The 20,789-nt window shown below is 73.4% G+C and carries 20 protein-coding genes; 19 read left to right on the forward strand and 1 reads right to left on the reverse strand.

The window, feature by feature from the left end:
• Positions 1-22 precede the first annotated feature (22 nt).
• The 19 genes from ruvX (at position 23) to nusB (ending at position 20,011) form a co-directional block, all read left to right on the forward strand.
• Positions 23-481 carry a Holliday junction resolvase RuvX gene (gene ruvX / locus ACQPYA_RS11305; RefSeq protein WP_433532563.1) on the forward strand — a complete coding sequence of 153 codons (459 nt, stop codon included), beginning with the start codon at positions 23-25 and terminating at the stop codon, positions 479-481.
• Complete coding sequence (gene mltG, locus ACQPYA_RS11310) at positions 481-1,680, forward strand: endolytic transglycosylase MltG (RefSeq protein WP_433532564.1); 1,200 nt, start codon at positions 481-483, stop codon at positions 1,678-1,680. The genes ruvX and mltG overlap by 1 nt, the downstream gene beginning before the upstream one ends.
• A complete protein-coding gene (locus ACQPYA_RS11315) occupies positions 1,677-2,501 on the forward strand; it encodes a shikimate dehydrogenase (RefSeq protein WP_433532565.1) in 825 nt (274 codons plus the stop codon). Before mltG ends, ACQPYA_RS11315 begins: the two co-directional genes overlap by 4 nt.
• A gap of 226 nt (positions 2,502-2,727) precedes the next feature.
• Complete coding sequence (locus ACQPYA_RS11320) at positions 2,728-4,440, forward strand: glycoside hydrolase (protein ID WP_433532566.1); 1,713 nt, start codon at positions 2,728-2,730, stop codon at positions 4,438-4,440.
• 214 nt (positions 4,441-4,654) lie between these two features.
• Positions 4,655-6,592, forward strand: a complete 1,938-nt coding sequence (locus ACQPYA_RS11325; RefSeq protein ID WP_433533469.1) for a delta-60 repeat domain-containing protein — start codon at positions 4,655-4,657, stop codon at positions 6,590-6,592.
• Between the two features lie 23 nt (positions 6,593-6,615).
• The gene (locus ACQPYA_RS11330; RefSeq protein WP_433532567.1) at positions 6,616-8,154 is read left to right on the forward strand and encodes a lipopolysaccharide biosynthesis protein; all 1,539 of its coding nucleotides are present in this window, start codon (positions 6,616-6,618) and stop codon (positions 8,152-8,154) included.
• Between the two features lie 29 nt (positions 8,155-8,183).
• Positions 8,184-9,518: an O-antigen ligase family protein gene (locus tag ACQPYA_RS11335; protein ID WP_433532568.1), complete on the forward strand. Its 1,335-nt coding sequence runs from the start codon at positions 8,184-8,186 to the stop codon at positions 9,516-9,518.
• Positions 9,519-9,586: 68 nt separating this feature from the next.
• Positions 9,587-11,176, forward strand: coding sequence for a lipopolysaccharide biosynthesis protein (locus tag ACQPYA_RS11340; RefSeq protein ID WP_433533470.1), 1,590 nt, complete (start codon positions 9,587-9,589; stop codon positions 11,174-11,176).
• Positions 11,177-11,180: 4 nt separating this feature from the next.
• Complete coding sequence (locus tag ACQPYA_RS11345; protein WP_433532569.1) at positions 11,181-12,083, forward strand: sulfotransferase domain-containing protein; 903 nt, start codon at positions 11,181-11,183, stop codon at positions 12,081-12,083.
• Entirely contained in the window at positions 12,080-13,366 is a 1,287-nt protein-coding gene (locus ACQPYA_RS11350) for a hypothetical protein (protein WP_433532570.1), read from the forward strand. Before ACQPYA_RS11345 ends, ACQPYA_RS11350 begins: the two co-directional genes overlap by 4 nt.
• Before the next feature lie 142 nt (positions 13,367-13,508).
• Positions 13,509-13,991, forward strand: a complete 483-nt coding sequence (locus ACQPYA_RS11355) for a UDP-N-acetylglucosamine--LPS N-acetylglucosamine transferase (protein WP_433532571.1) — start codon at positions 13,509-13,511, stop codon at positions 13,989-13,991.
• Complete coding sequence (locus tag ACQPYA_RS11360) at positions 13,988-14,668, forward strand: glycosyltransferase (RefSeq protein WP_433532572.1); 681 nt, start codon at positions 13,988-13,990, stop codon at positions 14,666-14,668. Before ACQPYA_RS11355 ends, ACQPYA_RS11360 begins: the two co-directional genes overlap by 4 nt.
• Positions 14,665-15,585, forward strand: a complete 921-nt coding sequence (locus ACQPYA_RS11365; protein WP_433532573.1) for a glycosyltransferase family 2 protein — start codon at positions 14,665-14,667, stop codon at positions 15,583-15,585. The genes ACQPYA_RS11360 and ACQPYA_RS11365 overlap by 4 nt, the downstream gene beginning before the upstream one ends.
• A gap of 83 nt (positions 15,586-15,668) precedes the next feature.
• Positions 15,669-16,847 (forward strand): chorismate synthase, encoded by a 1,179-nt coding sequence (aroC, locus tag ACQPYA_RS11370; protein WP_433532574.1) that lies wholly within the window; start codon positions 15,669-15,671, stop codon positions 16,845-16,847.
• Positions 16,844-17,365 (forward strand): shikimate kinase, encoded by a 522-nt coding sequence (locus ACQPYA_RS11375; RefSeq protein WP_433532575.1) that lies wholly within the window; start codon positions 16,844-16,846, stop codon positions 17,363-17,365. Before aroC ends, ACQPYA_RS11375 begins: the two co-directional genes overlap by 4 nt.
• Positions 17,366-17,375: 10 nt before the next feature.
• Positions 17,376-18,452, forward strand: coding sequence for a 3-dehydroquinate synthase (aroB, locus tag ACQPYA_RS11380; protein WP_433532576.1), 1,077 nt, complete (start codon positions 17,376-17,378; stop codon positions 18,450-18,452).
• Positions 18,449-18,880 carry a type II 3-dehydroquinate dehydratase gene (gene aroQ, locus ACQPYA_RS11385; RefSeq protein WP_433532577.1) on the forward strand — a complete coding sequence of 144 codons (432 nt, stop codon included), beginning with the start codon at positions 18,449-18,451 and terminating at the stop codon, positions 18,878-18,880. The genes aroB and aroQ overlap by 4 nt, the downstream gene beginning before the upstream one ends.
• Before the next feature lie 139 nt (positions 18,881-19,019).
• Complete coding sequence (gene efp, locus ACQPYA_RS11390; protein WP_433532578.1) at positions 19,020-19,577, forward strand: elongation factor P; 558 nt, start codon at positions 19,020-19,022, stop codon at positions 19,575-19,577.
• A 23-nt stretch (positions 19,578-19,600) separates the two neighbouring features.
• Positions 19,601-20,011: a transcription antitermination factor NusB gene (gene nusB / locus ACQPYA_RS11395; protein ID WP_433533471.1), complete on the forward strand. Its 411-nt coding sequence runs from the start codon at positions 19,601-19,603 to the stop codon at positions 20,009-20,011.
• A gap of 75 nt (positions 20,012-20,086) precedes the next feature.
• Here nusB and bldD read toward each other — a convergent pair whose 3' ends face one another.
• Positions 20,087-20,575, reverse strand: a complete 489-nt coding sequence (gene bldD / locus ACQPYA_RS11400) for a transcriptional regulator BldD (RefSeq protein WP_117229180.1) — start codon at positions 20,573-20,575, stop codon at positions 20,087-20,089.
• Positions 20,576-20,789: the final 214 nt, after the last annotated feature.

A 20,789-nucleotide genomic window follows, 5' to 3' on the forward strand; every position in this document is an offset into this window, starting at 1 on the left:
TTCTCGACAGGGGTGACGTTCGGTGACTGAGTTGTCCCGGGGGGTGCGGCTGGGCGTGGACGTCGGCCAGGTCCGGATCGGGGTCTCCCGGTCGGATCCGCACGGGGTGCTCGCCACCCCGCTGGTCACCCTCGCCAGGGAGCAGAACCCCAGGCCAGAGGCGGTGCCGTCGGACATCGCCGAGCTTGCCGCGCTGGTCGCCGAGCACGAGGCGGTGGAGGTGGTGGTCGGCCTTCCGGTCAACCTGGCCGGCCGGCATGGCCCCGCGGCGGAGCACGCGAAGGCGTACGCTCGGCTCCTGGCCGATGTGATAGCGCCTGTTGCGGTGACGCTGGCCGACGAGAGGATGTCCACGGTCGTGGCGAGCCGTAGGCTTGCCGAACGAGGTGTCCGGGGGAAGAAGCAACGCGCGGTGGTCGACCAGGCCGCCGCGGTGGAGATTCTGCAGAGCTGGCTGGACGCGCAGCGGAGGCGGACGTAATGATCGACGACCTGGACCTCGGGTACGACGAGCAGGACCGGGGGGAGAAGGGCCGGCACCGCCGAGGCCGCCGGCGTGGTGGCCGTTCCGGCGGCGGTCGGGGCAAGACAATCCTGGCTCTGCTGCTGGCGTTGGTGCTGCTCGGCGGCATCGGCGGCGGCGCCTTCTACGGCTTCGACCGGATCCAGAACTACTTCGTCACCCCGGACTTCGACGGCACGGGCACCGAGGACGTCACGGTCCAGATCCCGCAGGGCGCGTTCCTGGCCGACATGGCCGTCGCGCTCTACGACGCCGGCGTCATCAAGAGCACCAAGGCGTTCATCAAGGCGGCCGAGGACAATTCCCGTAGCCGCAACATCCAGCCCGGCACGTACAAGCTGCGCAAGGAGATGAGCGGCGCGAACGCCCTCGCGGCGATGCTCGACCCGCAGAATCGGATCATCAACGGGGTGACCATCCCCGAGGGGCGCACCGCCAAGAACATCTTCAAGCTGCTCAGCGAGAAGACCGACATCCCGGTCAAGGAGTTCGAGGCCGCCGCGAAGGACCCGGAGAAGCTCGGCGTACCGGACTGGTGGTTCAAGCGGGAGGACGGCAAGAAGTCCAAGAAGTCCATCGAGGGCTTCCTCTACCCGGACACCTACGAGATCCCGCCGGACGCCACCGCGGAGGCCATCCTCGGGCAGATGGTCGACCATTTCCTCACGGTCACCGGGCAGATGGAGTTCGCCGACCGGGTGCAGAAGGAACGCGGCGGGATCAGCCCGTACGAGGCGCTGATCGTGGCGTCGCTGGCTCAGGCCGAGGCCGGCACCAAGAAGGATCTCGGCAAGGTCGCCCGGGTCGCCTACAACCGGGTGTACAAGGGTGGCTTCGACTGCAGCTGCCTGGAGATGGACGTCACGGTCAACTACTACTTCGAGTCGATCGGGCAGGCGGGCAAGACCTCCAGCCAGATGACCCAGAGCGATCTCGACAACCCGAAGAACCCGTACAACCGCAAGCTGCGGGGCATGATCCCCACCCCGATCAACAACCCGGGCAAGGACGCGCTGGAGGGCGCGATGGATCCGCCGGCCGGGGACTGGCTCTTCTTCGTGGCGATCGACAAGGAGGGCAACTCCGCCTTCGCCGAGACCTACGCGGGCCACCAGAAGAACGAGGCCAGGGCGCGGGCGGCCGGGATCATCTCGTGACGGTCGCGCGGCGGGCGGCGGTGCTCGGCAAGCCGATCGCGCACTCGCTCTCCCCGGTGATCCACAACGCCGGTTACGCCGCCGCCGGCCTCGACGGATGGTCGTACACCCGGATCGAGTGCGCGGCGGCGGAGCTGCCCGATCTCGTCGCCGGCCTGGGCCCGGAGTGGGCCGGGCTGTCGGTGACCATGCCGGGCAAGGAGGCGGCGCTCGCGGTGGCCGCCGAGGTCTCGCCGGTGGCCGCCGCCGTGGGCGCGGCCAACACGCTGGTACGCCGCCCCGACGGCTCCTGGTACGCGGACAACACCGACGTCAGCGGCATGGTCGAGGTGCTGGCCGGGGCGGGCGTACGCGAGGGCGCGACAGTCACCGTGCTGGGCGCGGGGGGCACCGCCCGGGCCGCGCTGGCCGCCGCGGCCCGGCTGCCCGCGGCCGGCGTGACCGTGGTGGCCCGCCGCCCGGCGGCGGTGGCCGAGCTGACGCCGGTCGCCACCGCGCTCGGGCTGGCCATGAGCGCCGCGCCGTGGTCCGACGCGCCCGCCCTGGCCAGCGCCGACCTGGTGATCTCCACAGTGCCCAAGGGGGCCGCCGACGAGCTGGCCGGCGCCGTGCGCTGGCGGCCGGGCACGGTGCTCTTCGACGCGATCTACGACCCCTGGCCGACCCCGCTGGCCGCCTCCGCCGCGGCGGCCGGCTGCCCCGTCGTCTCCGGCCTCGACCTGCTGCTGGCCCAGGCGATCGGCCAGTTCGAGCAGTTCACCGGCGTCCCTGCTCCCCGCCCCGCGATGGCCGCCGCGCTGGCTGCCGCCTGCGCCAGCTGACCGTCGCTCGCCTGTGCGGTGGCGCTTCTCTGCGTGAGCGATGGCGGGGCGGCGTGACATCCCGGAGCGGGGCCGCCGAGCCGCCGACGATCGGGCAACAAAGTGCCCTGAGCTGGGATGTCTTAGGGGGCGGTTAAGACACGCTTTGGTTGTGCTGTCGTCCGCGAGCTGCTTCTGGCGCGTCGTTACGCTGCTCAGCGTTATCGTCGCGACACAAGGAGTATTCGTGGCTAGACGTGGACTGCACCGCCTCATCCGGCCTCGTGGGCCCCGGCGCAAGGGCGTGGTCCTCGGCGTCCTCGGCACGACGGTGGTGCTGGGCTTGGCGGCGACCATGGTGCCCCTCTGGGCCGCCGACGACCTCTCGATCCCGGTGGTGGCCGACACCACCGCCACGATGGTGCCGCAGGACGGCGACAACAGCGTCAAGTCGACGCTGGCGACCTGCCCGGCCCGGTGTGACGGCAACCCGCGCGGTGCCCGGGAGGCGGTCCTCGAATTCTCGGTGACGTCGCTGCCCGCGAACGCGGTGGACGTCCGCGCGGTGCTGCGGGTGCACGCCTGGCAGGCGTTCGACGCGACGGTGACCGCGTACGCCTCCCGGCTCGACGCCCGCGCGGCGCGACCGCTGCCCGCGCCGGTCGGCACGGCCCTGGACGCGGTCACCGGGGTCGGGCGGGGCTTCAACGAGTGGGACGTGTCGGGGCTGGTCACCGGCAACGGCACCTGGACGGTGTCGCTGGCGCAGAGCGGACTGGCCACCCGCGTCTACTGGGCCTCGGCGGAGAACCGCAACCCGGAGCTGCGCCCCCGCCTGCTGATCAGCTATGGCGGGCAGGCCCGTCCGACGGCGGCCTCGCCCACCGCGTCATCCGCGCCCACGGTCGCACCCAGCCGGGTGCCCGCCCCGCCGAGCGTCTCGCCCAGCGTGAGCCCCACCCCGGCGAGCCCCAGCGCCAGCCCGACGCCGCCGACGCCCCCGGCGGCGGGTGCGAGCCGGTGCGGGACGGTTTCGGAGAAGCTGGTCCCGTCGTGCGGGGCGTGGTGGGGGATGTACTCGCCGACCAACCCGGCGACCTGGGACCACGGCCGGGCGATCACCGACATCGAGGCGCAGGTGGGGCGGACCTTCGACATCGTCCACCGCTACCACGACTTCTCCAACACCGGCAGCAACGGCGCCTTCCCGGACGCCTACCAACAGCAGCAGATGCGTGACGGCCGGATGATGTTCTTCGCCTGGGAGAGTCGGATCTTCTCCTCCGGGGCGGTGCTGACCTGGAAGGACATCTACAGCGGACGGTACGACGCGACCATCGACGCGGTCGCCGGCCGGATCAGGGCGACCGGCGTGCCGGTGTTCATGGGTTTCGACCACGAGCCGGAGGACGAGCCGGCCAAGGGCAGCGACGCGGACTTCGTCCGGGCCTTCCGGTACGTGCACGACCGGTTCGCCGCGGCCGGCGCCAGCAACGCGGTCTGGGTGTGGACGATGATGGGCTGGTCCGGCCACCACCACCGGTACGCGGGGCTCTATCCCGGTGACCGCTACGTCGACTGGGTGGCCTGGGACCCGTACAACTTCCACGTCTGTAACGGCAACCCGGTCTGGCGGAGCCCGAGCGCGACGATCGGCTCCTTCTACCGCTGGCTGGACGAGCAGGGCATCGGCGCGGGCAAGCCGCGGATGCTGGCCGAGTTCGGCACCAACTTCGACGCCGGCGACCCGACCGCCAAGCAGCGCTGGTTCGAGGAGTTCCCGGCGGCCCTGAAGGCACATCCCCAGCTCAAGGCGGCGATCTACTTCAACTCGCCGGGCATGACCCGGTCGACGGGCACCTGCAACATGACCATGAACCACGACGCGGCGGCGTTGACCGGGTTCGCCGCCGCCGGGCGGGACAGCTACCTGCGGCAACCTACCGGAGGGGGCCGCTGAGCTGAGGCGGTCCACGCTGCGGCGGTGGCTGTCGGGCATCCGACCGGCCGATAGATTTGCCCGGTTTTAGAGCCACTGGTCACCCAATCGGTGGATGTCGCGCTCCGGAGTGGACGAGGGACGCTACGTGCATCCTTGTCCACTCCGGAGGTCCAGTGTGCGCAGATTGTCCTTGCCGTGGTGTCCCGCCCGTCGGCCCCGAATCCGGGCCGGGATCATCGCGTTGACAACCGTCGCGGCCGTGCTGGCCGTGCCCACCGCGACATCCGCGGCCGTGCTGCCGGTCCCCGAGCCGGGCACCCTGGTCTCGACGAACCCCGCCGACCACACCCCGCACGCCGGAACCGGTGAGGCCCGCGCCTTCGCCGAGGTCGGCAACACGGTGTACGTGGGCGGCAGCTTCACCCGGATCCGTCAGACGGCCGGCTCGCCGTGGATCGTCCAGCGCTACCTGTTCGCGTACGACCGGAGGACCGGGGCGATCTCCACCTCGTTCCGACCGGTCCTCGACGGCGCGGCCAACGCGTTGATCGCCGGCCCGGGTGGCACGCTGATCGTTGGCGGGGCGTTCAAGACGGTCAACGGGGTGGCCCGGCGGAACCTGGTGGCGCTGGATCCGGCCACCGGCGCGACCCTCGCCAACTGGGTCGGCCGCGCCGACGGCGGGACGGTCCGCGACATGGTGCTGCACCAGAACCGGCTCTACCTGGCCGGCGCCTTCAACTGGATCAACGGCACCCCGCACTCCGGGCTCGCCCGGCTGAACGCCACCACCGGGGCGATCGACCCCACGTTCACCATCGACGCCACCGTCGGCCGGCACGGCACCGGCTCGTACGCCTGGACCATCGACGTCTCCCCGGACGGCCGCACCCTCGTCGTCGGCGGCAACTTCCGCTTTGTCGACGGCCTGCCGCGCGAGCAGATGGCGCTGATCGACCTGACCGGCACCCCGAGCGTGATCGACTGGAGCACGGAGAAGTTCGCGCCGCCCTGCGGAGCGCCGACGGTCTACGTGCACTACGTGCAGGACGTGCGGTTCGGCGCGGACGGCAGCTGGTTCGTCGTCGGCACCAACGGCGCACACGGCTGGCCGGCCGCGTACTGCGACGCGCTGGTCCGCTTCGAGACCGCCGCGCGTGGCCCCGGCCAGCTCGGCACCTGGGTCAACTTCACCGGCAACGACACGATCACCTCGGTCGAGGTGGCCGACAACGTCATCTACCTGGGCGGGCACTTCCGTTGGTTGAACAACCCGCACGCCGGTGACCGCCCCGGCGCCGGCGCGGTCGACCGGCTCGGTGTCGCCGCGGTCACGCCGGCCACCGGCATGCCGGTCAACTGGAACCCCGGGCGTCGGGGCGGCACCGCGCTGCCCGACGACGCGGCGTCCTGGGGTTCGCAGGTGCCGGTGCTCTGGCGGGGCAGCGACGGCCTCTACTTCGGGCACAACTCCGACGGCATGGGAAACGGGTACCACGGCCGGCTGGGCATGTTTCCGCTGGCCGGCGGGCGCACGATCGCCCCGCGGAACCCGCCCGCCGCGACCACCGGCCACCTCTACCTGAGCGTCGGTGCCGGCAAGCTCGCGAAGGTGCCGTTCGACGGTGCCGGGATCGGCTCGCCGACCACCGTCAGCCAGCCGAACTACACCGGGGCGGGAGCCACCTGGCGGGTCAGCGACCGGATCTACTGGTCGCACCTTGTCGCCGGTACGCCGACCGGCAGCCGGATCGACATCTCGATGTTCAACGGCGCCGCCGTCGGGGTCCCCTGGGAGTCCTCCGGCTACAACGCCTGGTTCAACCCCGCCCTGCTGACCGGGGCCTTCTACCTGGACGGGCGGCTCTACTACACCCGCACCGGCGTGAACCAGCTCTACTACCGGTACTTCGAGCCGGACGGCAACTACCTCGGTGCCACCGAGTTCAGCCTGCCCACCACCGGCGTCACCTGGTCGACCGTGCGCGGCATGGCCTGGGTCGGCGGGCGGATCGTGTACGGCGCCACCGACGGCGCGCTGCGCGGCGTGCCGTTCGACCCGACCGCCGCCCCGGCCACGGTGGTCAACGGCGCGGCGAGCGTCGTGCTGGCCCCGGCGGCTCCGGGACTGAGTTGGTCCACCCCGTCGATGTTCTTCTCCGTGCAGTGACCGGGGGAGCGGCGGAGCGCACGGTGACGTTGAGCGACCTGCTCCGCGTGCCGCTGCACCGGATCGGGGCGGTGGCGGTGGTCGCGGTGCTGGGCCTGGTCGCCGCGCTCGGCTACGTCACCCTCGTGCCCGGGCTGTACCGCGCGAGCGCGGTGGTGGCGGTCCGGCCGGTCGTCACCGACGCCTTCAGCCCCAGCGGGGCCGCCGCCGACCGGGCGGTGAACATGAACGTGGAGAGCGGCATCGCCACCGGCACGGAGGTGGTGCGGCGGCTGGCCGAGGTGAACGGGCAGGACCAGCGGGACGTGCGGGACGCCCTGGAGGTCGAGGTGCCCGCCGGTGGCCAGATCCTGCGCTTCTCCTACGGGGCACGCTCCGTCGCGCAGGCCGTGCGCAGCGTCAACCTGGCCGCCGAGTCCTACCTCGACGTACGCCGGTCGATGTACGAGCGGCAGCGCGACGAGATGCTCCGCTCGTACGACGAGAGCATCGCCAAGGTGGTCGCGCAGCAGGCGGCGATCCAGCAGCGGGTCGCCAACGCGCGTCAGGGCGGAACCGACACCGCCACGGCCGAACTGGCCGGCATCAACAGCCAGCTGACCCAGCTGAACTCGGCCCGTACCGAGATCGCGGCGGTGGACGTCAATCCGGGCTGGGTCACCCGGACCGCCGAGCCGGCGCTGGTCGCCACCGGCGGCCGGGCGTCGATGTTCGTGCTGGCCGGTCTGCTCGCCGGGGTGCTCCTCGGGGTCCTGGTGGCGTACGCCTGGGAATCGGTGGACCCGCGGGTCCGCTCGGCCGACGACGCCCGACGGACCAGCGGGCTGGCCCTGCTCGGGACGGTCCGCGGTCGTCGGGGGTTCGCCGGTCGCCGGTCGCCGGTCGCGGCCGACGTCCGGTACGTCGCGATGGCCATCGCGGAGCGGGTCCACCAGCCGGCCCGGGTGACGGTGCTCAGCGCCCGGGAGGATCCGACACCGATCACGGCCAGGCTGGCGGTCGCGCTCGCGGTGGCCGGTCGGGAGGTCTTCGTCGCCGACGACAGTGGGCGGCTGGACCGGCTGCGCGACGCGGTGCTCGTCGACCGTGACCGGTTACCGGCGTCGGTCGACCCGACCCGGCCGGCCGTCCCGAAACCGCGCACCGCGCCGAGCAGCGCCGACGAGATCACCGAGCGGATCACGGCCCCTCCTCGCCCGTCGCCCCGGCCGTTCGCCCGGCCGTCCGCCGACCCGGACGCCACGCTCGCCCTGCCGCAACTGGCGAACGGTCCGGCGGGTCCCAACGGCGCGCAGGCGCGCGGCGGCGAGGTCCGGGTGGGCGCGGGCTGCGTCCTGCTCGGGACGTTCCGGGAGGGTGCCCACCAACCACTGTTGCTCTTCAACGCGCCACCGGCCGAGACCGACGAGCGGGGTGTCGCGGTGGCCCGCCAGGGCAGCGCGGTGGTGGTGGTCGAACGGGACCGCACCCGGCAGGCCGAACTGCGTCGCCTGGTGGAGCGGCTGCGCGCGGCCGGGGTCACCACGCTGGGCTTCGTGCTGACCCGTGACGGGCGGGGCTGAGCCCGGTGCCGCGTACCCGCGCGCCGGCGATGACCGACGAGACCGGCGGCGGGCCGCCGGATCCCGATCCGCCGTGGCCCGCCGGGCCGCCCCGGCTGCCCGGCTGGCCGCTGGCGGTGATGTTCGGTCTGATGCCGATCTGGTGGCTGGCCGGTGCCTTCTATCTCGGCTGGGCGGTGTTCGGCGCGGTGCTGTTCGTGCTGCTGGTGCTCCGTGGACGGGTGCCGTTGCCGCCGGCCACCGGGATCTGGCTGCTGTTCCTGGCGCTCGTGGTGATCAGCGCCACCCGACTGTCGTCGGTGGGCTCGTTGGCCGCCTTCGGCCTGCGGCTGGGTTTCTACGTCACCGCCCTGGTGGTCGGTGTCTACGTGTACACCCTGGCCCGGGAGCAGGCCGACCAGGCGAGGGTCCTGGTGCCGCTCTGCGCGTTCTGGTTCGGCCTGGTCGCGCTGGGTTGGCTGGGCGTGCTGGCGCCACGGTTCGCGCTCACCACGCCGGTCGAGGTGTTGCTGCCGGGCGGCCTGGCCGGCAACGCCTACCTCCAGGATCTGGTGCACGTCACGGCGAGCGAGTACAGCGCCAGATCCCTCGAACCGGTCTACCGGCCGGCGGCGCCCTTCCCTTACACGAACAACTACGGGGCCGCGTACGCGATGACGTTGCCCTGCGTGGTGGCCTTCACCATGCTGTGCCGTCGGGGCGTGCTGCGTTGGGCGCTGCTGGCGTCGCTGCCGCTGTCGCTGGCGCCGGCCTTCCTCACCCTGAACCGGGTGATGTTCGCCAGCCTCGGCGTGGGGCTGGCGGTGCTCGGCCTGCGGGCCGCCCGGCGCGGCAACGTCCGGGTCGGACTCTCCGTCGCGGGAGTGCTGCTGGCCGGCCTGCTCACCACCCTGTTCATCCCGGTTGCCCGGTTGATCGGCGACCGGGTCGGGTCCAGCGACACCAACACCGACCGGTTCTCGCTCTACGCCGAGGTGGTACGCCGCATCGGTGACTCGCCGTGGCTCGGCTACGGGGGGCCGGTCAGCTCCGACACGGTCACCGCCGAGGCGCCGGTCGGCACCCAGGGGCAACTCTGGATGGTGCTGTTCGGCCACGGGATACCGGCGCTGGTCTGCTTCCTCGCGTGGTTCCTGCTCGCCGCCGTGCGCTGCGCCCGCGCCTCGTCGGCCGCCGGCCAGTGGCTGGCGGTGGTGCCGGTGGTCTGCCTGGTACAGATTCCCTTCTACGGGATGGCGAGCCCGAACATGTCCGTCGCCTTCTTCGCCGTAGCCCTGTCGATGGCGCTGGTCGAGGGGGAGGCGGCGGCCCGCCGGGGGCATGCGCCGGCTGCGCCGTCCGGCTCCCCGGTGGTGCCGGCGTGACCGCCGCCGCGCACCCACCCGCCGACGCCGCCACGTCCTCGCAGGGCGACCCGGCGACCGGGGCCGGGTTGGAGGCTACCGGGGCAGCGGCGACCGGGGTCGGGGTGGAGCCGCGGGGGCCCGGGAGCGACGCCGCGGCCGAGGCACGGCGCAGCGCGCGTGCCGGTGTGGCCGGTCTGCTCGGCGCGGCGGTCAACGGACTCCTCGGATTCGCCCTGGCCGTGGTCATCACCCGCGGCTACGGCACCACCGGGTCGGGCGTCTTCTTCGCCGCGATCGGAGTGGTCACGGTGGCCGCCGCGGCGTGCACGCTGGGCGCGGAGACCGGACTGATCTGGACGTTGCCGAGGCGGCGGGCCGGCGCCGCCGGTGACGCGGCCCGGGTCCTGCCGGTGGCGCTGGTCCCGCCGCTGTCGGTCGCCGTCCTGGTGGCTGCCGTCGGGGTGATCGTGGCCGACCCGGTGGCGTCCCGGCTGCTCGACGCGCCCGACGTCGACGGCGGCGTGGTGATCGCGATGAGCTTCGGCGCGGTCCCGGTGGTGGTCGGCATGACCCTGCTGCTCGCCGTCGTCCGCTGCGTACGGCCGATCCGCGCCTATCTCGCGGTGCAGTCGGTGCTGCTGCCGCTGGCCCGTCCGGCGCTGGTCGGTGTCGCGGCGCTGGTCGGCTGGGGGCTGGTGGCCGGGCTGGCGGGCTGGCTGGTGCCGGCGGCGCTCGCCCTGCTGGCCGCGCTGGCCCTGGTCGCCGGTCCCCTGGCGGTCGGGCGCGGAGCCGCGTTGCGGCCCCGACGGCAGGACTGGCGGACGTTCTGGCGCTTCGCGCTGCCCCGGGCCGGCTCGGTGGTCATCGACGCCGGTGCGGTCTGGGTGGGGGTGCTGCTCACCTCGGTGCTGGCCGGGCAGGCGGAGGCCGGCGTCCTCGGTGCGGTCGGTCGCTACGTCCTCGCCGGTCAGCTCGCCATGCAGGGGCTGCGGGTCGCGGTGTCGCCCCAACTGTCCCGGCTGCTCGGGCAGGGGCAGCCGGCGACGGCGGCGACCGTGCACCGGCAGATGACCCGGTGGGCGGTGGCGCTCTCCTGGCCGGTCTACCTGCTGCTGGCGATCCACGGCCCGGCCTTCCTACAGATCTTCGGGGCGGATTTCACCGCCGGGGCCACCGCCCTGACCGTGCTCGCGGTGGCCATGCTGGTGAACACCGGTGTCGGGAACGTGCAGAGCCTGCTGCTGATGAGCGGGCACAGCGGCCTGCACCTGGCCGCGGCCTCGGCGGGACTGCTGGTCACCGTCTCGCTCGGTGTCCTGCTGATCCCCGGCCATGGCGCGACCGGAGCGGCGGTGGCCTGGGCGGCGGGGATCGTCACGGAGAACGTGCTCGCGTTCGGCGCCGCGCGGGTGGTGGTCGGCCAGCCGCTTGCCGACGTGACGGTGCTCCGCGCGGCCCTGGCGGTCGTCGTCTCGGTGGGCGGCACCGCCATGGTCGGCGCGCTGGTGGGCGGGCGGGCGTTGCCCGGCCTGGCGGTGACGGTCGGCGGGTTGGCGGCCGGCGGCATCGTCCTGTTGACCGTGCCCCGGGTGCGGCGTGGCATCCGGGCGACCATTTCGCAGATCCGGGGTGGGCCGCCGGAAGGCGTCCCGCCCCGGCAACCGAAGGGCAGGTGAGGTCGTGCCGATCATCCGGGACCGGGTGAAGCAACTGGTGCCGACCCAGGTGACGAAGCGGGTGCGGGCCGGTCTGGTCGACTACGGGGTCCGCACCAGCGACCGCCGGCCGCTGCCGGAGTTCCTCATCATCGGCACCAAGCGGGGCGGCACCACCTCGCTGTGGAACTACCTCGTCCAGCATCCGCTGGTGCCCCGCCTCTTTCCGGCCTGGAACACGAAGTCCTCGCACTACTTCGAGGAGAACTGGCGGCGCGGCGAGGCGTGGTACCGCTCGCACTTCCCGACCGTGCGGCAGCGGCAGGCGCTGGAGAGCCGCCACGGCGGCCCGGTGCGGGTCGGCGAGGCGGCCCCGCTCTACATGTTCCACCCGCTGGCCGCGCAGCGGGTCGCCACGCTGATGCCGGCGGTGCGGCTGATCGTGCTGCTGCGCGATCCGGTGGAGCGGGCGTACTCGCACTGGAAGGAGCGGCGGAGCAACGGCGTGGAGCCGCTGGACTTCGCCGCGGCGCTGGCCGCCGAGCCGGCGCGCACCGCGGGGGAGCGGGAGCGGCTGATCGCCGAACCGGAGCACGTCAGCGAGCGCTACGACTGGTACAGCTACCGGGCCCGCGGCCGGTACCTGGAACATCTGGAACCGTGGCTGGCCCGCTTCGACCGGGCGCAGCTGCTGTTCCTGCCGAGCGAGGACCTCTACCGTGACGCGCGGGCCACCTACCGGCGCACCCTGGACTTCCTCGGCCTGCCCCCGTTCGGCCTGCCCGACTTCAAGGTCTACAACGAGCGGCGCTCGGCGCCGCTGGCACCGGCGCTGCGCGCCGAACTGACCGACTACTACCGCCCGTACAACGAGGCGCTGCGGCAGCGGCTGGGCCTGCGGCTCGACTGGCCGGACCGGGCCGCGTGACCGGATCGGTCGACCCGCGCGCCCGGGGCGACGGGTTGGGGTGGGTCACCCGGGCCCTCTTCGGCGACCCGCGCGTCGCGTTGGCCGTGCGCGGCCACCCACCGGCCGGGCACACCGTGATGGCCCGGTACGCGGTGCTCCCGTCGGTCGCCCGGGCCCGGTTCCTGCTGCCCCTGGGCTCGCCCCGGGCCACGGCGGCGGCGCTGCTGGCGTACAACGCGCTGCGGCCGGCGAAGGTGCGGGCGGTGCGCGCCGCGCTCGGCGCGGCGGCCCGGACCGGCGTCGTCGACCGGGTGCCGTTTCCGGTGCTGACCGTCGCGGTGCCCACCGGGCTCGACGCCGCCGAGTTGCTGCTCGCCGACCGGCTCACCGCGCTGCTCGGCGACCCGCCGTTGGGGACCGCGCGGCCCGCCGGGCCGGCCCGCTGCCCTCGCTCAGCGATCTACGCGGCGTGTGGGGTGCGTCCGCCCGACCCGAACCACAAACCGACGCTGCAACTGTTCGACGGCACCGGCCGACCGCGCGGATACGCGAAGATCGGCTGGAACGGCGCGACGCGGCTTCTGGTCACCGCCGAGGCGGCGGCGCTGCGGGAGCTCTCCGGCGTGGCCGGCGTGGCCGGGCATCCCGGCGCGCCCCGGCTGCTCACCGAGCTGACCTGGGCCGGGCAGGCGGTCGCGGTGACCGAGCCGCTGCCGGCGCGGGTACGCGCAGTGCCGGCCGGCGCGCCGCCCGACCTCGCGGCGCTGCTCGCGGTGGCCCGCCGGGGCCGGCCACCGGCCGCGCCCCGACCGCTGGCCGGTTCGCCGTTCCTGGCCCGGCTGGCCGTGCAGGCGCAGGGCGCGGCCGGCGGGAGCCGTGCCGTGCCGGCCGTCGCCGCACTGGCCCGCCGGCACGGCGACGTCGCCGTCGAGTTCGGGCACTGGCACGGCGACTGGGTGCCGTGGAACCTCGGCCGGCACGGCGGCGGCCTGGTCGCCTGGGACTGGGAGCACAGTGGAGCGGACGTGCCGGTCGGGTTCGACCTGGCCCACGACGCCTTCCAGCGCGCGGTGGTGCTGCGTGCCGCGCCGGTCGCCGCGGCGGTGGTCGAGGTCGAGGCGGCGCTGGCCCGACACGGTGACGGGCTGGGCCTGGACGCCCGGCGGCGCGGGCTGGTGACCGACGCGTACCTGGTGGAGATGTGGCTGCGGACGGCCCGTCTCGCCGGTGCCGGGGCCGGCTGGAACCGGAAGCTGCATCCCGCGCTGCTGGACGTCGTCGAGGAGCGACTTCGCGGTTGACGGCGCGGGCCGCGTGGCCTGCACGCCGATCACGGACAGAGAGATTACTCTCGACCGACCGTAGTATTCACTGGTCAGGAGGCGTGTGGTTCGCCGCTCCGGGGCGCCGACTGACACTCCAGGCGAACGTGTAGGGAGTCGCGTGGGCGCGAAGATCAGGGAAACCGGGGATCAGCCGGTGCTGTTGCTGGTCGGATCGAGTGGTGGGCACCTGGCTCAACTGCTGGCCCTGCGCCCCTGGTACGAGACCTGGCGGCGGTGCTGGGTCACCTTCGACACCCCCGAGGCGGTGTCACTGCTCGCCGGGGAGGATGTCGTCCCGGCGTACCATCCGACCACCCGCAACCTGCCCAACCTGCTGCGCAACGCGGCGCTGGCCGTCCGGGTGCTGCGTCGGCGGCGGGTCGCCGCGGTGGTCACCACGGGAGCGGGCGTGGCGGTGCCGTTCGTCGTTCTCGCCCGGCTGCGCGGCGTCCCGACCGTCTACATCGAGGTCTACGACCGGATCGACACGCCCACGCTGACCGCCCGGCTGTGCCGCCCGTTCCTGTCGGCGATGCTCGTCCAGTGGGAGGAGCAGCGCCGCCAGTACCCGGAGGCCACCGTCGTCGGGACGCTGCTGTGAGCGAGCGGCACCCGGCCGCCCGGCCGGAGCTGGGGGCGCGGCCGGAGTCGGGGGCGCGGGTGCCGGCGCAGCGGGAACCGGACCCGGACGGCCGGCTCCACCTGCTGGTGGCGGTCGGCACCGACCGGCACCCCTTCGACCGGCTGGTCGCCTGGTTGCGGTGTTGGCACGCCGAGTTTGCCGGCGAGGTCGTCCTGACCGTCCAGCATGGCCACACCCCGGCCGCCGGCCTGCCCGACGCGGTGCCGTTCCTCGGCCACGCCGAGTTGCAGGCGGCGATGGCCCACGCCGACCTGGTGGTCTGCCACGGCGGCCCGGCGACCATCCTGGAGGCCCGCCGGCACGGGCACCTGCCGATCGTGGTGCCCCGCGACCCGACCCACGGCGAGCACGTCGACGACCACCAGCAGCTCTTCGCCCGCCGGCTCGGCGCGGCCGGCCTGGTCCGGCTCTGCGAGTCCCGGCAGGACCTGCTGGGCGCGCTCGCCGCCGGCCTGGCGGACCGGTCGCGGTACACGGTGACCGTGGACGCCGGGGCGGTCGACGGGCAGCGGGACGCGGTACGCCGGGTCGGGGCGATCGTCGAGGAGCTGGTGGCCGCCGCCGCGCGGCGCGGCCGTCGGTCCTGGTGGCGGCCGTGGCGCGGGCTCGGCCCGCAGCACAGGCGGCATCGATGACCGGCTACCCGGCGGTGAGCGCCGTCGTGCCCACCCGGGACCGTCCGGAGCTGCTGCGGGCCGCGGTACGCGCCATCGTCGCGCAGGACTACCCCGGCCCGGTCGAGGTGGTCGTGGTGTACGACCAGTCCGAGCCGGACCCGATGCTGACCGAGTTGTCCGGTTCGGATCGGCCGGTGCGGGTGGTCACCAACACCCGCACCCCGGGCCTGGCCGGCGCCCGCAACTCGGGCACCCTGGCCGCCACCGGCGACCTGGTCGCCTTCTGCGACGACGACGACGAGTGGCTGCCCGGCAAGCTGCGCGCCCAGGTCGACGCGCTGGCCGGGGTGCCCGGCGGCGAGTTCGTCAGCTGCGGCATCCGGGTCGACTACGACGGGCACACCGTCGAGCGGGTGCTCGGCCGCGACTCGATCAGCCTGGGCGACCTGCTGCGGGACCGGATGACCGAGCTGCACCCGTCGACCTTCCTGATCCGCGCGACGGCGCTGCGCGACGGCTTCGGGCTGGTCGACGAGGAGATCCCCGGCAGCTACGCCGAGGACTACGAGTTCCTGCTCCGGGCCGCCCGCAGCGCCCCGCTGGTCAACCTGCCCACCCCGTACGTGCTGGTGCGCTGGCACAAGCGGTCGTACTTCGCCCAGCGGTGGGACACCATCGCCGAGGCGTTGCAGTGGCTGCTGGCGCGCTACCCCGAGTTCGGCGCCCAGCCGGCGGGGGAGGCGCGGGTCGCCGGGCAGATCGCCTTCGCCCGCGCCGCCTCCGGCGACCGGCGCGAGGCGGTGCGCTGGGCCGGCCGGACCCTCCGCCGCAACCTCCGCGAACCCCGGGCGTACCTGGCCCTGGCGGTGGCCGGGCGGATGCTCCGGGCCGACACGGTGCTCCGCACCCTGCACCGGCGCGGCCGGGGCATCTGATCGACTGGGCCGGTGCCGTCCGTAGGGCGGGACGCGGCGGGCGGTGCGGGGTGGCGGATACCGGGCGTGACAGACTGACCGCTGTGTTGCGCTGGTTGACCGCAGGGGAATCGCACGGGCCCGCCCTCGTCGCGTTGCTGGAGGGGGTGCCCGCCGGCGTCGAGGTGACCACCACCGAGATCGCCGGGGAGTTGGCCCGCCGCCGGCTCGGCTACGGCCGCGGCGCCCGGATGTCCTTCGAGCAGGACGAGATCGAGATCATCGGCGGCCTGCGGCACGGGGTGACGCTGGGTAGCCCGGTCGCCATCCGGGTCGGCAACTCCGAGTGGCCCAAGTGGCGCACCGTGATGGCCGCCGACCCGGTCGACCCCGACGAGCTGGCCAGCCAGGCCCGCAACGCCCCGCTCACCCGGCCCCGGCCGGGCCACGCCGACCTGGCCGGCATGCAGAAGTACGGCCACACCGACGCCCGGCCGATCCTGGAACGGGCCAGCGCGCGGGAGACCGCCGCCCGGGTCGCCGTCGGCACCGTGGCCAAGGCGCTGCTCCGCCAGGCGCTCGGCGTCGAGATCGTCTCGCACGTGGTCGAGCTGGGTCCGGTCGCCGTCAAGCCGGGGCTGCGCCCCGGGCCGGAGGACGCCGACCGCATCGACGCCGACCCGCTGCGCTGCCTCGACCCGGAGGCCAGCGCCCGGATGGTCGCCGAGGTCGACGCCGCGAAGAAGGCCGCCGACACCCTCGGTGGCGTGGTCGAGGTGCTGGCGTACGGGGTGCCGCCCGGCCTGGGCAGCCACGTGCAGTGGGATCGCAAGCTCGACGCCCGACTCGCCACCGCGCTGATGTCGATCCAGGCCATCAAGGGCGTGGAGATCGGCGACGGCTGGCAGCAGGCCCGGTCCCGGGGCTCCGAGGCGCACGACGAGATCATTCCCACCGCCACCGGGGTGCGCCGGGTCACCGACCGGGCCGGTGGCCTGGAGGGCGGCATCACCACCGGCGAGCCGCTGCGGGTGAAGGCCGCCATGAAGCCGATCTCCTCGCTGAACCGTGCCCTGGCCACCGTGGACGTCACCACCGGTGAGCCGGCCACCGCCATCAACCAGCGCTCCGATGTCTGCGCGGTGCCCGCCGCCGCGGTGGTCGCCGAGGCGATGGTGGCGCTGGTGCTGGCCGAGGCGGCGGTGGAGAAGTTCGGCGCTGACTCGGTCGCCGAGATCCGGCGCAACCTCGCCGGCTACCTCGACGCGCTGGTGATCCGGTGACCGGTCCCACCCGCCCGCTCTGCGTCCTGGTCGGCGCGCCCGGCTCGGGCAAGACCACGGTCGGGCTGGCCCTGGCGGAGGTGTTCGGCGTCGAGTTCCGCGACACCGACGCCGACATCGAGCGCCGCGCCGGCAAGCCGATCCCGGAGATCTTCCTCGACGAGGGGGAGGCCCACTTCCGTACCCTCGAATGGGCGGCGGTGAGCGCGGCGCTGGCCTCCTGCTCGGGCGTGCTCGCCCTCGGCGGCGGCGCGGTGCTGGCCGAGGAGAACCGCGCCGCCCTGGCCGGGCACCGGGTGGTGCACCTCTCGGTGGAACTGCCCGACGCCGTGAAGCGGGTCGGTCTCGGGGCCGGCCGGCCGTTGCTGGCGATCAACCCCCGGGCCACCCTCAAGCACCTGATGGACCAGCGCCGCCCGCTCTACGCCGAGGTGGCCACCGCCACGGTGGTCACCGACGGACGGACGCCGGAGGAGATCGCCGCCGAGATCGCGCAGCTGCTGCGCAAGGATGGTTAGGCTGCCGCCAATGGACGAGGTGACCCGGATTGCGGTCGGCGGCGAGCGGCCGTACGACGTGCTGGTCGGCCGTGGCCTGCTCGGCGCGCTACCCGGCCTGCTGCCCGACGCCAGCCGGGTGGCGGTGCTGCACACCGCGCCGCTGAAGGAGCTGGCCGACGCGATCGGCGACCGGCTGCGCGCGGCCGGCATGACGCCGCTGCCGATCGAGGTGCCCGACGCCGAGGCCGGCAAGCACGTCGACGTGGCGGCACACTGCTGGGACCGGCTCGGCGAGGCCGGGTTCACCCGCACCGACGCGGTCGTCGGACTGGGCGGCGGCGCGGTGACCGACCTGGCCGGCTTCGTGGCCGCCTGCTGGCTGCGCGGGGTGCGCTGGGCGCCGGTGGCCACCTCGCTGCTGGGCATGGTCGACGCGGCGGTGGGCGGCAAGACCGGGATCAACACCGCGGCCGGCAAGAACCTCGTCGGCGCCTTCCACCCGCCGGTCGGGGTGCTCGCCGACCTCGGCGCGCTGGACAGCCTGCCCCCGGTCGACCTGGCCGCCGGGCTGGCCGAGGTGGTCAAGTGCGGCTTCATCGCCGATCCGGCCATCCTCGACCTGGTCGAGCGGGACCCGGTGGCGGCGACCGACCCGACCGGGCCGGTGGCCCGGGAGCTGATCGAGCGGGCGATCCGGGTCAAGGCCGACGTGGTCGCCGGAGACCTGCGCGAGTCGGGCGTCCGGGAGGTGCTGAACTACGGGCACACCCTCGCCCACGCGATCGAGAAGGTCGAGGGGTACCGCTGGCGACACGGCCACGCGGTCTCGGTCGGCCTGGTGTACGCCGCCGAGCTGGCCCGCCTGGCCGGCCGGCTGGACGCGGCCACCGCGCGTCGGCACCGTGACGTGGTGTCCGCGCTCGGCCTGCCCACCAGCTACCCGGCCGACGCCTGGCCCCGGCTGCTGGCCGCCATGCGGGTCGACAAGAAGGCCCGGGGCAGCCGGCTGCGCTTCGTGGTGCTGGACGGGCTGGCCCGGCCGGCGATCCTGGACGGCCCCGACGACGACCTGCTGCACTCGGCGTACCGGGCGGTTGCCTCATGAGGGTGTATGTGCTCAACGGGCCGAATCTGGGGCGGCTGGGCACCCGCCAGGTCGACGTCTACGGCGTGACCAGCTACGCCGACCTGGTGGAACTCTGCGAGTCGACCGGTAAGGAACTCGGCCTGGACGTCACCGTCCGGCAGACCGACGCCGAGCACGAGATGATCGGCTGGCTGCACGCCGCGGCGGACGAGGCGGTGCCGGTGGTGCTGAACCCGGCCGCCTGGTCGCACTACTCGATCGCGGTCCGGGACGCCTGCGCCCTGCTGCGCGCCCCGCTGGTGGAGGTGCACATCTCCAACATCCACGCCCGGGAGCAGTTCCGCCACCACTCGGTGGTATCAGCGGTGGCCACCGGCGTGATCTGCGGCCTCGGCGTGGACGGCTACCGCCTCGCCCTGCACCACCTCGCCGGAGAACGTCCCTGATGTCGCTGTCTCGGACCGGCTTGGAGGCAGCAAGATCAGGGACGTTGCGATGATCATGGCTTTGGGCGCGGGCGGCGGGCTGGGCGGTGGCTAGTAGACTTGCCGGGTCTGTCCGCCAAATTGATGATCAAGGCAGGAAATGGCCACCACCAACGACCTGAAGAACGGCCTGGTACTCAACCTTGACGGGGAGCTCTGGTCCGTCGTGGAGTTCCAGCACGTCAAGCCCGGTAAGGGTGGTGCGTTCGTGCGTACCACGCTGAAGAACGTGCTCTCCGGCAAGGTCGTCGACAAGACCTTCAACGCGGGCACCAAGGTCGAGACCGCGACCGTGGACAAGCGCACGATGCAGTACCTCTACGCCGACGGCGAGGACTACGTCTTCATGGACCTGGAGACGTTCGACCAGATCCAGGTGCCCGGCGGTACGGTCGGCGAGGCGGCCAACTACCTGCTGCCCGAGGCCGAGGCGATCGTGGCCACGCACGAGGGCGTGCCGCTCTACATCGAGCTGCCGACCTCCGTCGTGCTCGAGGTCACCTACACCGAGCCGGGCCTACAGGGCGACCGCTCCACCGGCGGCAACAAGCCGGCGACCGTGGAGACCGGCGCGACCGTGCAGGTGCCGCTCTTCATCACCACCGGCGAGAAGATCAAGGTCGACACCCGCGACGGCCGTTACCTCGGCCGCGCCTGATGGCCGAGGGTCCGAAGCAGCAGATGCCGGCGCGCCGCAAGGCGCGCAAGCGGGCGTTGGACGTGCTCTTCGAGGCCGACCTGCGTGATCGTCCGCCGGCCGAGGTGCTCGCCGGCTACCTCGAACGGATCGAGAAGCCGCGCCCCGACCATCTCGGCTACGCGGTCGGGCTGGTCGAGGGGGTGGCCGCTCACCTGGACCGGATCGACGAGCTGATCTCCAGCTACGCCGAGGGCTGGACGCTGGACCGGATGCCAGTGGTCGACCGCAACCTCGCCCGGATCGCGGTCTACGAGCTGCTCTACGTCGACGAGATCGACGACGCGGTGGCGATCAGCGAGGCGGTCGAGCTGGCCCGGCAGATGTCGACCGACGACTCGCCCCGTTTCCTCAACGGCCTGCTCGGCCGCATCGCCGAGTACGCCACCCGCTGAGGGCACCGGCGTTCCCGGCGACCGAAACGGCGAAAGGGGCCCGTGCCGTACGGCACGGGCCCCTTTCGGCAGCGGTCAGGAGGCGAAGAACGCCCGCGGGTCGGCGACCAGCACGCCGTGCTCGGTCAGCCGCTCGATCAGGCCGGACGGCGAGGCGTCGTAGACGATCGCCAGGGCGCGCAGGTCGTCGGCGCGGATCGACAGCACCCGGCCGTTGTAGTCGCCCCGCTGCTGCTGGATGGCGCGGGCGTACCGGGCGACGTAGGCGAGCTCCTCGCTGGCCTCGTCGTAGAGCCGCTCCAGGTCCAGCACGATCTTGCTGGTGGGCTCGTGCCGCACTCCGCTGCCGTCGGGCAGCAGCTCCGAAACCGGAACGCGGTAGAACTCGGCCAGCTCGGCCAGACGGGACACCGTGACGGCACGGTCGCCGCGCTCGTACGAGCCGACCACCACCGCCTTCCAGCGCCCGTTCGACTTCTCCTCCACGCCCTGCAGGGACAGGCCCTGCTGCTGGCGGATGGAGCGCAGGCGGGCGCCCAGAGACTTGGCGTATTCAGAGGGCATTCGGACACTCCCAGTGCTGCTCGGGGTTCTCCCAGCGATCGCTACGGAGCGTGACGGTACGGGGATTCGTAAACCTGGTCAAGTGGTCGTGACCTTCCCGTTGGGCACGTGGGGTGACTTGTCCGGTTTCGCCAGGCTGAGTGCCGGCTCAGCGGAGGGTGCCCGATCGTGGCGTAGCCCACCGTGCCCGACCGCGATCGGGGCGTCGACCACT

This window comes from Micromonospora sp. CA-263727, from assembly GCF_050942455.1.
GTDB lineage: Bacteria > Actinomycetota > Actinomycetes > Mycobacteriales > Micromonosporaceae > Micromonospora.

Bases quoted from the DNA above. Each gene is read 5' to 3' on its own strand.
- efp (WP_433532578.1), top strand. From the start codon at position 19,020: ATGGCCACCACCAACGACCTGAAGAACGGCCTGGTACTCAACCTTGAC.
- ACQPYA_RS11335 (WP_433532568.1), top strand. From the start codon at position 8,184: ATGACCGACGAGACCGGCGGCGGGCCGCCGGATCCCGATCCGCCGTGG.
- bldD (WP_117229180.1), bottom strand. From the start codon at position 20,575: ATGCCCTCTGAATACGCCAAGTCTCTGGGCGCCCGCCTGCGCTCCATC.
- nusB (WP_433533471.1), top strand. From the start codon at position 19,601: ATGCCGGCGCGCCGCAAGGCGCGCAAGCGGGCGTTGGACGTGCTCTTC.
- aroQ (WP_433532577.1), top strand. From the start codon at position 18,449: ATGAGGGTGTATGTGCTCAACGGGCCGAATCTGGGGCGGCTGGGCACC.
- mltG (WP_433532564.1), top strand. From the start codon at position 481: ATGATCGACGACCTGGACCTCGGGTACGACGAGCAGGACCGGGGGGAG.
- aroB (WP_433532576.1), top strand. From the start codon at position 17,376: ATGGACGAGGTGACCCGGATTGCGGTCGGCGGCGAGCGGCCGTACGAC.
- ACQPYA_RS11365 (WP_433532573.1), top strand. From the start codon at position 14,665: ATGACCGGCTACCCGGCGGTGAGCGCCGTCGTGCCCACCCGGGACCGT.